We start from the raw sequence: 15,491 nt of genomic DNA on the forward strand, positions 1-15,491 counted from the left end.
GCCAAGCAATTAAACATTAAAAAAATGATTTTACTGGAAAAAGAACAAATCTAGCGTTAACTTAAACTAACTACGACCGTTAAAAAACAGTTTACACTTTAATTTTTTAATATTAGATAAGTGATATTATGAACAATCAATGTATCAATATCGCAATTTCAGGCTTAGGTTTAACCACCTCTGACGATCTTAAAATAAGACTTAGAAAAATTTTACCAACCAACATTGGTATAAATTGGACAAGTGTTTCAGATCAAAATATAAATTGTATTTTGATCAATGAGCAGTTTTTTGAAAATAATAATATCCAGAATATTATCCAAAATAAAAATATTCCTTATTTAAAAATTTCAAAACATAGTGAACATAAAGAAAGTGCTGAAGATAATTTACTCTGCATCCCGATTTATGACGAATTTACACTGAAAAACTGGGTCAATATCAAATTACTGCATAAGACTGAAACAGAACAATCTGAACTTAGCCAAATTCCAAATGATGAAGCTGATGATCAACTTGAAATCAAAGAAATTGATTTTTTTGCAGCGCTTTTCCATCACGACAGCCGCAAAGTTATATTAAATGATCATCTCGGTACGATTGCGATTATCGACCATCATGCGCATCTGGCATGGCTAGAAGCTACCCGTGAAGAATACCAAACAGATCGCTCGATACACTACACCGCAGCAGTCACTGCGGACTTTATAAAAGTTTCTCGTAAACGACAATTCAATTTAGAAAATTGGTTATTTAACCTGATTTGGAAAAATCCCAATTTAATTACCGTACCTGCAGCTGATAAATATTATCGCCTCAAATTTTGGGTTCAACCCAATGAGCTGGATAAGAAATTACTGTTACAACTAAGTGCATGTTTTATTTCTGGGGCTGAGATCCAACACGTCTCAGACAAACTCAACATTCCAGTCACAACCGTGCAGCACTTTGTTGCTGCGAATTTAGCCATCCATAACGCTGAACTGATTTCAGCAAAAGAAAGCCTATTTGATAAAACATCAAGTGATACTGAGCAAACGGAAGAAAAAGGAATTTTAAAAAGCTTTTTTAACAAATTAAAAAGTCGATTTAAATTTTAAGGGATAAATACACGATGATTATTCAGAAGTATAAAATTGTTTTTGCAGGTTCAATGGGGGCAGGTAAAACTGAAGCGATTAAATCATTATCAGAAGTACCTGTATTAGCAACTGAAGCATTTAACACCGATGATCGTAGCCATAAAAAACTAAACACAACCGTGGGAATCGATTATGGCGAAGTAACCCTTGATGATGGCAGTAAAGTTGGGCTGTATGGCACACCAGGACAAGGTCGCTTTGACTTTATGTGGGGCGTGATATGCAAAGGCGCGATTGGTACGATTTTGTTGATTGATCATAGCTTAGCAACACCCTTAGATGAACTTGAATATTACCTCAATATTTTTAAACAGTATGGTGAAAACATTGTGATTGGAGTCACCCATATCGATGATGATATGAATAAGCCAACGCACCAATACCGTCAATGGTTGATGGAACGTAATTTAAATTTACCTGTGTTTTTTATTGATGCACGCAAGAAAGCCGATGTGTTATTGCTCTTAGAAACCTTAATCACCACATTAGAAGTAAAATATTTATAGACTATTGATATGTATCCGCTTACTGTAAACGTATTCGGATACTCAAAAGTCGCTATATTTAAACCAATTAATTATTCATATAAGTGATATCTATCAAGTCATTGATTAGAAAATAAGCTTATGTTTTGTATGAACTTTTAGGAAATTTTGGTTATCAATTGATTTTTTGTACTTTTGAATCCTAGATGGTTATCCTACCGCAGGGCGACATGGATGTCGCCGTTGGGCGGGGGTATATGAGCAAAAATAAAGCACTGCTTTGTTTGCAGCGCAAGAGCCCTGTTAAACGGAAGATTTTTGTCACTTTTCATCTCTGAAAAGTGAGGCATCGCCTACGCAAAGGGATTTAAACGTTGAATTTAAGGTATGGCATTGCAAGCTTTTTTATAATTAAACAATTGATTTTTTACATATAATTGATTTAATTAAAAATATTAATTAATAAAAATTATATTCTTGTGTATGCGTTTTTTGACAGGTTAACTATATTTAAAGCCTTTATTTAAGCAATGGAGAAATAAAACCGAATCCACTTGATAGCATAAAGGAATAAAATCTTTAGCCTTATTACTGTTTGTAAGGCTACTGTTTATAAGATTGCATAAATTGTTGTTTGTGACTTCCCTTGTGCTTTAGACTGATACATCAATAGATCTGCCTGATGCGTTGCATCATCGACATCGTCAGGTAATTCATTGTAAATACCAATCCCCATACTAAAATCAATACCGAATTTTTGCTTTAAGCCACTAAATAAAAAACTATTTCTAAGTCGTTTTGCGTAGTCCTCGATTCCTTTTAAATCAGTATCTTGTAAGATCACTACAAATTCATCACCGCCCATACGAGCAACCACATCAGAATGGCGTGTCGCAGCTTGCAATACATGAGCGAACTCGACTAAAACATCATCACCTTTGCTATGTCCATAGGTATCATTTACCGCTTTAAAGCCATCTAAATCTATAATAGCGACAGCTAAGGTATGTTCTTTTTTGCAATAACGCTTTTTTAGAGCCTGATACTCTAAATTAAAGGCACGAGTATTATTCAGCGATGTCAGAGAATCTTTCATTGCCATTAAGGTCATTTCATTTAAATTATTTTTTATTCTCAACAATAAAAAAGCCACAACACTAAAGAAGCCAAGCCTTACACAAGCATTCCAGAAAGGGATAATCGAATTTGTATACTGGTGCCCTGCACTATAGTCAGCATATAACCAAGTAATCCCCGATAAAATAACCGCAATCATCGCGATATGCTTGTTGTCATACCATGCAGCGATAGAAACAGGAATCAGATAAAACACTGCAAATGAGTATTCATAGCCAGTCGCCAGATCAATTGCACCTAAAATGATGATGATAAAAAGCAAACTAATACGACGTACAACCATCGAACTCATCAACAGATAGGTCTCCAATTGTTTAATCATTTAGACATCATTCCTTGACCAATAGCAGTAAGTTTTTGAAACAGCTTGAATATAAAAAACCAAAAACAACAACACCACGAAACCGAACTAAAGCTATGTTTTAATTAATTTTAATAATAAAATTCAGACTTCATTAGTCACTTATAGTTAAAATATTCAATAAAGTAAAGTTTTGAGTATGATGATTTTTAGCTTCTTATAGATAATTTCTTAATTACTTTGTAGCTAGGTTAATTAGATCAAATAAAAGGAATTGTACAGTATAATTTTTATCGAATTTTTCAGGATGAGCGGGAAAACAACTCTGGTTTACTTCAACTATTAAAACTTTGTAAGTTTTAATCCTATTGCCTATAAACTTTTGATTTATAGCGTCCTAAGCCGAATCGAGACCTTGTGGGTAAGTACTACACTCACGTTGTACGTAACTGGTAGCAATCTACTCTTTTCGATCCCTTACATCCTTGAGATAAATATTAACGAAATCGGCTCGGGATTATTTTCCTAAGATAGATTAATTTTTTTATTTTTTAGGAAAATTTTCCTTCAAAAGTCACTTAATAAAGAAAATTTTCCAAGAAAGTATACTTAATGATTTTTTATTGCATGAATTCTAAAAAAATGCAAATTTAATTTATAAATTTGCATTTTAGTCACTCTATTTCAATTGGCACACGCTTTAATCTGCTGAGTTAAGACGCATCTTTTAGTGAAGTTGCTTTACTATCACGCAAGATATCTTCTAAGCCTTTGGTATCCTGATTTAAAAATGCGGTTAAACTGGCTTTTACCTGTTCAAGCGTACTGTGTTTGATTGCAAATACTTCTTTATTTTTCCGCGTCATCAAGCCAAATAATTCGCGTTGTGGGAAAATCAATTTGATATTGCTTTCTATCTTAAATTCAAAATCTTCACTTTTCGCATAAGCATTTAATGTAATTTTTAAAAATGCTTCTGATGCTGAGCTGAACACTGTAAAAATAGTATTTCGACCATCCAGTTGTAATTGTAAAACACGTTGACGGCGCCAACTGATACTTTCAAGTTTCGCCAATATCTCAGCAATATCTAAATCGCTCTCATGCTCCATCTCACGCTCATCTGTGTGATTAGGATACTGAATTTGAATTTCAAAAATGTTCATTATTTTATAACGCATACCTTAAAATCTATTTGTAGTGTAACAATACTCATTGAAATTAATAGCAATTTAAACCAAATTTTTATAAATTAGTCATTGATTTTAAAGTTTAAATTGTATAATCGCTCACTATATTTAACTTTTATATGTACTAAGTGTATTTTATCCATTGGTTAAATAATCAAGCCCGTTTATTACTTTTTTTACAGATCAATAAGGAAGCACACGCTTCCTTATTTTTTATAGAAGATGTCGACTCTCTAGTCGTTATGCCAAACGATGCTCTTGCAGCATTTTTTTATGCATTAATTGTCGATATTGTTCTGTCATCTCTTCGATTTGACCATTTAGGAATAAGCTGAGCTGTTCTGAAACTTGTGATTGGTTTAAGTTTTTATACACCACATCATATTTCTTTTTACGCGTTAAAAGCCCCAGAAATTCTTTACTTTCAACAACCAGTTGGATATTGCTATCGATCTGAAAAACAGGGTCTGCTTTACTCGAGTGTGTATTTAACTGAATATGTAAATAAAGTTCTGTCTCCGTGTCCTGTACAGCAAAGGAAATATCAGAATTTTCAACTTGTCCCTGTATCAGGAATAAACGACGCCAATTGATCGCATAAAATTTTGCACGAATTTGCTCAATGTCCTCTGCCTCAAATGACACGATATCTTGCGCAGGCAAATTGATCTCGACCTCGAACTTTCTCATTGTTCTCACCTATCCATGTGATGTTTATATTATGAGCTATTAATAGCATTTATATCTTTTTTTTAAAACAAATATTTATGTTAAATCATTAAAATTTATTACTTTTTATCAAATACACATCACAAAAATCAGATTATTTATTGATGAAGTTTTTATTAATTTTTCTATTTTTATATCAAACAGTAAAAAGTATCAGCATACTTTTAATCCCCAAGGTATTTTTAAAATGATGAGTCAGCATAAGCTTTCATCGTGACTTCAAACAATTGACGTTTAAAATATACATTTCAATTGAATAGGTATACGCTCTATCCCTTTTAATATTATGCAGTTCCACCACATAAAGATGGAACGGCAGGTAACCTTGGTGATGGTTAAAGGCTATGAGCTTCTTAACAACAGCAAACACATCCCTTAATTTTTTCACGAGGCCAATTCATCTTTGCTCGTTTAATTGCCAGCTCACTTGTCGCAAAAAATCCCAGTAGATTTTGATTTTCCGCCTTAGGTAAATGCTCACAAGCTTTGCTTGCATTGTGTACCTCATATACACCATTGGCTTGCGCATTTATATTGATAATAAACTTGTCCATCATAAAAGTTTCCCCCAGTACTCTTAAAAAGACTTTGAGATTAAATCCATAAAGATGATGTTTTCATTAATCCCATAATAAAAGTATGCCTTTATGGTGCAAAAATCAATCTCTCTTTTATTGATTTATTGTTTGGGGAAATTTGTCTTTGTATTCGATTTAGAGTGAATCAACTTTCTATGTCAAAAACAGCGAACACTTAATCCAATTTAATGACTCAACCCAATTGAATTGAGTCATCATCCTCTTCGAATCTTGATAAACAGTTGATTCACAAATGCTAAAACACACTAACTACAATGGATGAACAACGCTTTCTTGTTTTTTCTTTCTTAACCAGCGAACCGCTAGCGCCATCAAAATAATACCAACAATCACCACCAATACAGGAACGATAAGTGATAATACCGATACCACGATTGCCCCAATCCACTCACCTGTAGACACCAAAGGATTGGCTATTCCGCCTGTCGTTGCAGTAGATACACCACGAACCGCAACCGTGCCCATTTGTACGGCTGTTGCTGTACCACCACCAACGATAATCGCAGCCGCCCAGCTTGCAAACTGTGACATTTCACCTGTACTGACCGCCATGGTGGTCAATGTTCCAGCCACCATCGCTGCTGGCGTGGCAATAGTATCTAAAGCATTGTCGACCCAAGGAATATAGTACGCACCAATTTCACAAATGGTTGCGACAGCTAAGCCAATACATACCGATGGTATCGCTAACCACTCAAAACCTTTCATTGGCTCAAACCAGCCCATCAGTGATGCAACACTCATCACCAATAACGGTACAAATACACGAAAACCGCAGGCGGCACTTAAACCAATGCCAATACATAGACTCAGGATTGTTTCCATAATGATTTATCTGCCTTTTTCTCGTTATCTTTTCAACTATTATTAAATTAACAAAAAGCCCTATCACTGGATAGGGCTTTTGCTTAAAACAGGGAGTATCTGTTTTATCTGTGCGGCTTAGCAATCTTATTTTTTAAATTGATTGCCAAGGCATTTGGTACACTGGGGTAAACGATCTGTACCAATTTCTAAGTAAGTGCGATGTCCGCATTGGACACAAAAATAGAAGCCTGTTCCGGGTTTTTCGCCAGCAGTAACCATTTTTGCTCTCCATAGGTTTTAGAAATGGTGAATAAAGTATAACCATATTTTGATGTATGTCTACTGTCTATTTCCAAAAATGATGGTGTCATTTTTGCAAGAAATGATTTCAAGAGAGAAATTTATTGTTTTGAGAGCTACTGCTTAATCATTAAGTATCGTAAACCATTTAAAGCTCTTCTCTTTCTTGAGATGGCTCATCTGTTCTTTCTTCCTCATAAAAATCATCAGGCATCTGTGACAATACATTTAAAAGGCGCTCAGCTGTGATTGATTCATCAGAATTTACCGTATCACTTTGAGTTTTTCGTAATAAAGACATTTTATTCCCCAAATAAAAACCCCACTTAACAGTAGGGCTTTTTTACAACACTATCAATTACTTTTAATCCTCAATTAATCTTCTTTTTAAAAGAGCAGCCCCCCCTTTTTCAAAGGAGGGTTGGGGGAGGATTTAAAGAACGGAACTCATCAAGCCACTTGCCCTTCCAAGAAATCCTGTGCAAAGCGTTGTAATACCCCACCCGCTTCATACACATGCACTTCTTCTTCAGTATCCAAACGACAAGTTACAGGAACTTCAATCACTTCATTCTTACCATCAACCGTGGCACGCTCAATCACCAAAGTTAAGTCTGTACGTGGTGCAATATTACCAATCACACTATACAGCTCAGTACCATCAAGCTTTAAGGTTTTACGGTCAGTACCAGCTTTAAACTCAAGTGGTAACACCCCCATACCAACAAGGTTAGTACGGTGGATACGTTCAAAGCCCTCAGCCACAATCGCTTCAACCCCAGCAAGGCGAACACCTTTCGCAGCCCAGTCACGGCTAGAGCCTTGACCATAATCCTTACCAGCAATGATGATCAGTGGTTGCTTACGATTCATATAAATCTCAATTGCTTCCCACATACGCATCACTTCGCCTTCTGGCTCAACACGCGCTTTAGAACCTTGCTTGATGGTACCGTCAGAACGAACCACCATTTCATTAAACAGTTTTGGGTTGGCAAAAGTTGCACGTTGCGCGGTCAAATGGTCACCACGATGCGTTGCATAGGAGTTAAAGTCTTCTTCAGGTACGCCCATTTTATGCAGATATTCACCCGCTGCCGAATCCATCATAATTGCATTCGATGGTGATAAATGATCCGTGGTAATGTTGTCAGGTAAGATTGCAAGTGGACGCATATTTGACAATGTACGTGGTGCAGCCAAAGCCCCTTCCCAATACGGCGGACGGCGAATATAAGTACTTTGCGGACGCCAATCGTATAACGGGCTTTCTGATTTTTCTGTCACACCCAAATCAAACATCGGGATATACACTTTACGGAACTGTTCAGGTTTTACAGATTGTTTAACCAATGCATCAATTTCAGCATCCGATGGCCAAACATCTTTTAGGTAAACTGGATTACCGTCTTTGTCATTACCCAATGAATCCGTTTCAATATCAAAACGAATTGTGCCTGCAATTGCATAAGCCACCACCAATGGTGGTGAAGCCAAGAATGCTTGTTTTGCATAAGGATGGATACGACCATCAAAGTTACGGTTACCTGAAAGTACCGCAGTCGCATACAAATCACGGTCAATAATTTCTTGCTGAATCTTTGGATCTAAAGCACCAGACATACCGTTACACGTCGTACATGCATAGGCCACGATACCAAAACCAAGCTTTTCTAAATCCTCAAGTACGCCAGCTTCTTCAAGATAAAGTGCAGCAGCTTTAGAGCCTGGTGCAAATGATGATTTCACCCAAGGTTTACGTACTAATCCCAATTCATTTGCTTTACGTGCCAACAAACCCGCGGCAACTGTATTACGAGGGTTAGAGGTATTGGTACAAGAGGTAATCGCGGCAATAATGATTGCACCATCAGGCATTAAACCATCAGTACGGTTTTCAACTACGCCTGCAATGCCTTTCTCTTTTAAATCTGCTGTTGATACACGTGCATGTGGGTTTGATGGACCTGCAATATTACGTGTTACCGTTGAAAGATCGAAACGAAGTACCCGAGGATATTCTGCTTGTTGCATATCCGATGCCCAAAGACCAATTTCTTTGGCATAACTTTCTACCAATTTGATTTGGTCTGATTCACGACCAGTCAAGGTTAAATAATCAATGGTGTTCTGGTCGATATAGAACATTGCCGCAGTTGCACCATATTCTGGAGTCATATTGGAAATCGTTGCACGATCTCCTACAGACATACTGTCCGCACCTTCACCAAAGAATTCTAAATATGCACCCACTACACGTTCTTTACGCAAGAATTCTGTAAGTGCTAAAACGATATCTGTGGCAGTGATGCCAGCTTTGCGCTGTCCCACCAATTCCACACCGATAATGTCTGGAAGGCGCATCCAAGATGCACGACCCAGCATGACATTTTCAGCTTCCAAACCACCAACACCAATAGAAATTACACCCAACGCATCTGTATGTGGTGTATGTGAATCTGTACCGACACAAGTATCTGGAAATGCGATACCTTCACGGTTTTGAATCACTGGAGACATTTTCTCCAAGTTAATTTGGTGCATGATGCCGTTGCCTGCTGGGATCACATCGACATTTTCAAATGCTGTTTTGGTCCATTCAATAAAGTGAAAACGATCTTCATTACGACGGTCTTCTACAGCACGGTTTTTTTCAAATGCATCTGGGTCAAAGCCACCGTATTCCACTGCTAGAGAGTGGTCAACGATCAACTGCGTTGGTACAACAGGGTTAACTTTAGCAGGGTCACCGCCTTGATCTGCAATCGCATCACGCAAACCTGCAAGGTCGACTAATGCTGTTTGTCCAAGGATGTCGTGACATACTACACGTGCTGGATACCAAGGAAAATCATGGTCTTGTTTACGATTAATCAGTTCTTTTAAAGACTGTTCGAGAATGGCTGGATCACAACGGCGTACCAGCTGTTCAGCCAATACTTTTGATGTGTATGGAAGTTTTGCATATGCGCCTTGCTGGATATCTTCTACGGCTTGACGCACATCGAAGTATTCGAGCTGGGTACCTTGCAGTGGTTTACGATAGTTGTTATTCATTAGTTTTGTGCCTCTTGCATCATTTTGTACTGCGTGTCTAATGATTGGCATAGTACACTGTCGAAAACCCATTTCCCAAATCGTTTATATTTCATAAGCTTAGATATAAAAACAGGGGTTTTGGAAATATTTAGTAACAACTTCATTAAAATATTTGCACTAAAACTGCTTTTTTTTGAAAAATAGCGGAAAATAAGATTAATTCTTTAGTATTAGATTTAAGATAAGCGAGCAATTCATGAGCGATCTAGCTTTCTCCTCATTTACCTTGATTGGTGTTGATGCAATCAAATTTCTACAAGGTCAAGTGACTGTAAACGTTGAAGCTTTGGCTGAAAATATCACCCAATACACTGCGATTTGTGATCTTAAAGGTCGTATCCATTTTGGCTTATGGCTTAAAAAAATTAATCCTGAACATTTAGAGATTGTTACGACTCAAGATCAAGCCGAAGAATTTGCTAAACATATTAAAAAATACGGCGCTTTTTCTAAAATGAAGCTTGAAGAAACTGGACAAGTTTTTCCAACATTGAACGGCTCAACGACAGATTTTTCAACGACACAAACCGATATTTCAGCATGGGAAATTGCTGCAATTCAAACTGGTCAGGCTTATATAAATCAAGCAATTGAACATGTATTTCAACCACAAGAATTACGCTTACACCAACGCGAAGGAATCAATTATGACAAAGGCTGTTACCTTGGTCAGGAAGTGATTGCACGCCTCTGGTTTAAGGCAAAACCAAAAGCATGGTTACATGTCATTCAAGGTACAGGTCCTGCCCCTACTCAGGCTGAACAATTGAATAAAGGTGTTCAAGTGGTAAACAGTGCAGCATTTAAAAATGGTTATATTGCGCTTGTGGTTGCCCGCCCTGACGCTTTAGAAGAGTTAGACGTGACTGTTTTAGCATTACCTGAAAGCTTAAGTGGTGATGTGGCGAGACCGCAGTAATTTCTCAAAATTGTCTACAATAATAAACCTACAACCTTGTAGGTTTATTAAGAGAATAAAATGATTGAGTCAATCACAACAACTTTAACAATAGCAATTGGTTAGCTTTATTTTCATAGATAAATACTTGCTGATCTAATACTGCTTCCAAAGATTTATCGACAATTTATATTTTTACTTTCACCTGAATTTTGTATTCTTAGCCATGCTCTTTTTACTAACTCCTAAAATTTTAGAAAAGTTCAAAATTTAGGAAGATTCTTTCTGCCTCACATAATAAATCACACCGCCTTTATCATCAGAGAAATAAAATGAATTTTCATCTACTCGATAAATATCACAAGGGCGACCATAGACATTTTTGCCCACTAAAAAACCATCCATAAATGTCTGTAGTTTTTGCCCTTTACGCATAATGACAATTTTATAACCATGACCAATTGTGGCATCGGTAGAACCATGTAAAGCAACTAAAAAAGAATTTTTGATGGTGTCATCTGTATTGAGATGATCAAAATAATCAAAGCCAAGTGCAGATGAATGCGCAGGGAAATAGGCATAAGGAGGCAATACATTTTTGCAACCTGACGGACGTTTAAATTTTGGATCTGCCAAAATTTTTCCATTCGACGAATAACATGAAGCCCAGCCATAATCTGCATCACGTTTGAGTGCATAAAAAGTTTCATCAGGCTTATTTTTACCCAAATGATCCACACCTTGATTGGTGGCAAATAAAAAATTACCAACCCATTTCAAACCGACTGCATTGCGTAAACCTGTAGCAAAAATCTTTTGTTGCGAACCATCGGGATTCATTTCTAATACTGTTGCCCGAACTTTTTCTTTCTCGGTACAAGCATTGCAGCTTGAGCCGACTGAAACATAAATTTTCCCGTTCCCACCCACAGCAATTGTTCGCGTTAGATGCCAACCACCATATTTATAACTTAAACCATAGTCAGGAAAAGTCACTAAAACTTCGGCTTTATCGGTTGGTTTAATTTCACCTTTGGTAAATTTTCGTCGGGTCAGTTGATTAGTTTCCGCTAAATACAACCAATCTTGTCCTGAAGAATCTGTATAAAATTGAACTGAATTAGGGTTCTTCAGCCCCGTCATATAAGGAATAATTTTGCCGAATTTTCCCGTTTCAGAGTTCCATTCATCCAAAATATAAACGATGCCTTTTTTATTATCAGTCAAATCGTGCATATCTGTTACAAACATTCTGCCATCAGGAGCTTTGCTAAAATAACGAACTCGCTTTAAGCCCTCAGCCGCTGGAATAATTTCGTAATTTGCTGGAAGATTTAAAGAAAAGCGCTTCCCATTTTTTAAGTTTACTTGATGAGGCACAAGATTTGGCTGTTGGGCTAAAATCCCCATTGAACAAACTAAACTTATGAATAAGATTAACAGTACTTTCATCATAGATACGTCTCGATTAATCTTAGCAAAAACAGCCTTCCTTTTTATATTATATAACTTGAAGCACGAGTATATAGTCAAATAATTTTGCTAGAAAAATACAAAGACCATCCAGATACAAGCCATTATCTTATATTGTTTTTAGCCAAGCGCCGAAAGTATTGTTGCAGTGGATTAATGCATTCACTCTCGTTTTATGGCACACAGCGCATCAAAAAACACAACTAAGAAAATAAACAATGACAACATCAAAAATTATTACTTTAGAAAGCCCTAACCACCATCAATACATCGGTAGAGGGCTCATCCAAGCGCTTAAACCATTTTTATAGCCCAATTGAACAGTTCACTAATTTTTAATAGATATCAAAACCCATGGAATAATTTATTCATGTCTTTACAGCCATAATCTTTTAAGTAATAGGTATAGGATCCTTTATAAATTCACTGACTTACTTGGAATCCATTTTTTTACAGAATTATTGTAATCAACATACAGCCATAACTCATTCTTTTTAAAAAAATAATCCTTAACTTGGACTTTGTCATTTTTAACTAGATAAGCCTTTCCCATTTTAAAATCATTTCCCACCTTGTCATATAAAAATACTTTTTGATTGATTAACAAAAGACTATTATCAATGTCACATGTTTTTTCTAAATTTTCTTTTTTATCAATAAGATATTTCACCAATTTATGATTTCTAGTTTTAGTTAATGATATGCAAGTAGAAAGCAAATATGAAAAATTTGTATCATCGTAGAGTTTATTATCAGCACTCTTAATAGCTCTAATGTATTTTTGATCAACTTGAGGGGAAGTAGCCAATAAAAGTTCTGATATTAAGTAAGTCCCTTTTGAAAAATTAATATCGTATGTTGATATAATTTTATTACAAGGAAAGAAGAAATAGGTTTTTTCATTCATACCAGCTAACAAAATTTTTTGATTACTATTTATATATAAACATTGGCGATCCTTTTCATCATGAACATACTTTGTATTAGCTAAACTCACTTGTGTGTAAACAGAGCCTATTATAAATAAAACAATTTGTAGGAGGTTTTTCATTCCGAAAATTCTAGTTCTTATTCTTCTTTTTATAATTTTTCGCCTCATTCTAATGGAAATAAAGCTTGCTAAAACAGCATGCTCCATTTGCCTAACCAAAGCTGAACCAATCGCAATTGGCCCTATGCTACTTTGCGTATTGATATTTAAGTTCCGCATAGTTTCACTGATCAGTAAATCACTTACTTCACCTTCAATGATAAAAAGCCTTTCTGACAATTGATCAATATTTTGGTCTGTTTTTTTTAAACTCATTTTTTCCATATATTTCTTCTAGGTCAATGTGGTAAAGCAAACCATATAAATGCATTTAAACCAATTTTTTCTAAAACCTTAGTTGTTTTATTTAAAGTCTGTTGAGAAATGTTGCTTGCGTAGCAAGCACTGAACAACAAATTTGTATAGCTTAAAATAATAACCAATTTTTTCATTTATTATATATCGGATTAATTTTACACCATTTTAATGATGGCGACATTTACTTATTGTGTTTTTATTAAATCCCTTTAGATACTTTATAAAGTCTGCTCTTAAAGATATTGTATTCTCACCATTATTTATAATTTCCATATAGTTTGGCTTATTTAATTTTTTTGTACCCTCATTATTTAGAAATGTGTAACTATAGTTCAGACTATAACCTGATAAAAATTTAGAGTCATAAAAATATAAAATATCCTCACCGCCATAACCACCAGAATCACCATCAACTTTGGCAACAATTACACACTGATTTTCATTAAGTTTATATATACTTACTTTATTGTCCAGAACAGCCCCCCCATCCTCTACCTCATAGTCAGTAATAAAGTTTTGTATTACTTTAAAATTATTATTAATCTCATAACCAGTATATTGATGTTGAATATTACCTTGAGCTATACAACTTGTAGAAAATAAAGATAAGGAAATGATTGTGAATAAAAATTTCATTAAATATTTCTCATATTAAAATGTTAACTTTTTATAATTTGCTATCCCCAAAGCTAAAAGTTGAGGCTTTAAATCACGCCATGTCTTTCCATTAGGTTTCAGTTCAAAATGGGGATAATCCTTTTTCTTCCAAGTTCCTCCCCATCCTAGTCCTAATTCTAGCCCAATTGATCCTATTTGTTTAGCATCATCTATTGCAATTTTTGCACGATCAGCTTGAGAAATTTTTGTATTATAAGCAACTATTTGACCATCTCTCACAGACCAAATATCTATAGCTAAACCATATTGATGATAGCTTTGTAATGCTTTTGCATTGGTATTAGCGCTTGGTAAAGCATCTTGTGCCGATGGACTTCTATAACCATCCGTAATAACCCAAGCAATCCCAAGACTTTGGTATGCTGCATTAATTAATTTAATCACATAGGGTTGATATATAGGATGCAGTTCAGCTATTCGGGCTGATGTCCTCTTGTAATGCTTTTCTCCCCCACATGCTTCTGGCAACAATCCGTTTGCATTGACTGGCGTAGGAGTTTCAACCATAGCCACTGGTGTTTTTTCTTTATTCTTTGATGCATCTTGTTTAACCGCTGGTGGTTTAACGGCCTCTTTATCTTCCTTTTTCTTCTCTGCTTGAGATTTTATTATTGTAGGCACTTTACGGTCATAGACTCTAAGCTTTTGATTTTGGCTCAATCTATCACTACCTAAACTATTTAATTTTTTTATTTCTTCAACCGTATTCCCTGTGAGCTTGGCTATTAAAGATAAGGTATCTGTCTGCTGAACAACAATGATCTTGGTTTTTTCTTGCTGAATTGGTTTTGGTTCTTGTGGCTCTGACTTATTTTCAGGTGGTGGCTTTGGTGTATCAGCTTTTTTAACAGGGATCTTCAATACTTGCCCAGCATGAATATCTGTATCACTTTTAAGATTATTAATTCTAATCAATTCCGCAATAGTTGTATTGTTATCAACCGCTATTCGAGATAAATAATCACCCTCAGCAACAATATATGTTGACCGTATATATGTCCCAGAAGCAACATCTTTAGCAGAAAGATTTACCCCTTTGAGTAATACTTTCGGACTACGAACAATAAAAATAGTTTTTTCTCCAACTAGCTGTATTTTTACTTTTGACTTATATTCACCAGAAGTCATACTTCTTACTCGAATATCAATGATTGTACCTATTGGACGTTTAATCCAAACAGATTCACCAGTGGCAAGAGTTACATAATCCGATATGAGCGATGAACCAACCCAAATTTGATGCACTAAGCCATTAATAGGTTGGTCTAGAGCATCTAAAAATCGAATATTTGCTAAACAATCCAT

The 15,491-nt window shown here is 35.6% G+C and carries 15 protein-coding genes; 3 read left to right on the top strand and 12 right to left on the bottom strand.

Going from position 1 to position 15,491, the window contains the following annotated elements; genetic code table 11:
* Window positions 1-128 precede the first annotated feature (128 nt).
* Entirely contained in the window at window positions 129-1,100 is a 972-nt protein-coding gene (locus F981_RS14995) for a hypothetical protein (RefSeq protein WP_004722954.1), read from the top strand.
* Between the two features lie 14 nt (window positions 1,101-1,114).
* The gene (locus F981_RS15000; RefSeq protein ID WP_004722957.1) at window positions 1,115-1,648 is read left to right on the top strand and encodes a GTP-binding protein; all 534 of its coding nucleotides are present in this window, start codon (window positions 1,115-1,117) and stop codon (window positions 1,646-1,648) included.
* A 589-nt stretch (window positions 1,649-2,237) separates the two neighbouring features.
* On the opposite strand, the gene F981_RS15005 is transcribed toward F981_RS15000, so the two are convergent.
* The 8 genes from F981_RS15005 to acnD form a co-directional block, all read right to left on the bottom strand.
* Window positions 2,238-3,086: a GGDEF domain-containing protein gene (locus F981_RS15005; protein ID WP_004722958.1), complete on the bottom strand. Its 849-nt coding sequence runs from the start codon at window positions 3,084-3,086 to the stop codon at window positions 2,238-2,240.
* A 692-nt stretch (window positions 3,087-3,778) separates the two neighbouring features.
* Entirely contained in the window at window positions 3,779-4,246 is a 468-nt protein-coding gene (locus tag F981_RS15010; RefSeq protein WP_004722961.1) for a hypothetical protein, read from the bottom strand.
* Window positions 4,247-4,495: 249 nt separating this feature from the next.
* Window positions 4,496-4,945: a hypothetical protein gene (locus F981_RS15015; RefSeq protein WP_004722963.1), complete on the bottom strand. Its 450-nt coding sequence runs from the start codon at window positions 4,943-4,945 to the stop codon at window positions 4,496-4,498.
* Window positions 4,946-5,337: 392 nt separating this feature from the next.
* Window positions 5,338-5,541, bottom strand: coding sequence for a hypothetical protein (locus F981_RS15020; RefSeq protein ID WP_004722965.1), 204 nt, complete (start codon window positions 5,539-5,541; stop codon window positions 5,338-5,340).
* 291 nt (window positions 5,542-5,832) lie between these two features.
* A complete protein-coding gene (locus tag F981_RS15025) occupies window positions 5,833-6,408 on the bottom strand; it encodes a DUF4126 domain-containing protein (protein WP_004722967.1) in 576 nt (191 codons plus the stop codon).
* Between the two features lie 126 nt (window positions 6,409-6,534).
* Window positions 6,535-6,669, bottom strand: coding sequence for a zinc ribbon-containing protein (locus F981_RS23380; RefSeq protein WP_004722968.1), 135 nt, complete (start codon window positions 6,667-6,669; stop codon window positions 6,535-6,537).
* Window positions 6,670-6,838: 169 nt separating this feature from the next.
* Window positions 6,839-6,991 carry a hypothetical protein gene (locus F981_RS23945; RefSeq protein ID WP_004722970.1) on the bottom strand — a complete coding sequence of 51 codons (153 nt, stop codon included), beginning with the start codon at window positions 6,989-6,991 and terminating at the stop codon, window positions 6,839-6,841.
* 149 nt (window positions 6,992-7,140) lie between these two features.
* Complete coding sequence (gene acnD / locus F981_RS15030; protein ID WP_004722971.1) at window positions 7,141-9,747, bottom strand: Fe/S-dependent 2-methylisocitrate dehydratase AcnD; 2,607 nt, start codon at window positions 9,745-9,747, stop codon at window positions 7,141-7,143.
* Window positions 9,748-9,985: 238 nt separating this feature from the next.
* Between acnD and ygfZ the strand changes: the two genes are divergently transcribed.
* Window positions 9,986-10,708 (top strand): CAF17-like 4Fe-4S cluster assembly/insertion protein YgfZ, encoded by a 723-nt coding sequence (ygfZ, locus tag F981_RS15035; RefSeq protein ID WP_004722973.1) that lies wholly within the window; start codon window positions 9,986-9,988, stop codon window positions 10,706-10,708.
* Between the two features lie 249 nt (window positions 10,709-10,957).
* On the opposite strand, the gene F981_RS15040 is transcribed toward ygfZ, so the two are convergent.
* The 4 genes from F981_RS15040 to F981_RS15055 form a co-directional block, all read right to left on the bottom strand.
* Window positions 10,958-12,142 carry a PQQ-dependent sugar dehydrogenase gene (locus F981_RS15040; RefSeq protein WP_004722974.1) on the bottom strand — a complete coding sequence of 395 codons (1,185 nt, stop codon included), beginning with the start codon at window positions 12,140-12,142 and terminating at the stop codon, window positions 10,958-10,960.
* Window positions 12,143-12,575: 433 nt separating this feature from the next.
* The gene (locus F981_RS15045; protein ID WP_016539232.1) at window positions 12,576-13,466 is read right to left on the bottom strand and encodes a hypothetical protein; all 891 of its coding nucleotides are present in this window, start codon (window positions 13,464-13,466) and stop codon (window positions 12,576-12,578) included.
* A gap of 207 nt (window positions 13,467-13,673) precedes the next feature.
* Complete coding sequence (locus F981_RS15050; protein ID WP_004722977.1) at window positions 13,674-14,144, bottom strand: hypothetical protein; 471 nt, start codon at window positions 14,142-14,144, stop codon at window positions 13,674-13,676.
* Window positions 14,145-14,159: 15 nt separating this feature from the next.
* Entirely contained in the window at window positions 14,160-15,491 is a 1,332-nt protein-coding gene (locus F981_RS15055) for a M15 family metallopeptidase (RefSeq protein WP_004722980.1), read from the bottom strand.

The sequence above is a fragment of the Acinetobacter guillouiae CIP 63.46 genome, assembly GCF_000368145.1.
GTDB lineage: Bacteria > Pseudomonadota > Gammaproteobacteria > Pseudomonadales > Moraxellaceae > Acinetobacter > Acinetobacter guillouiae.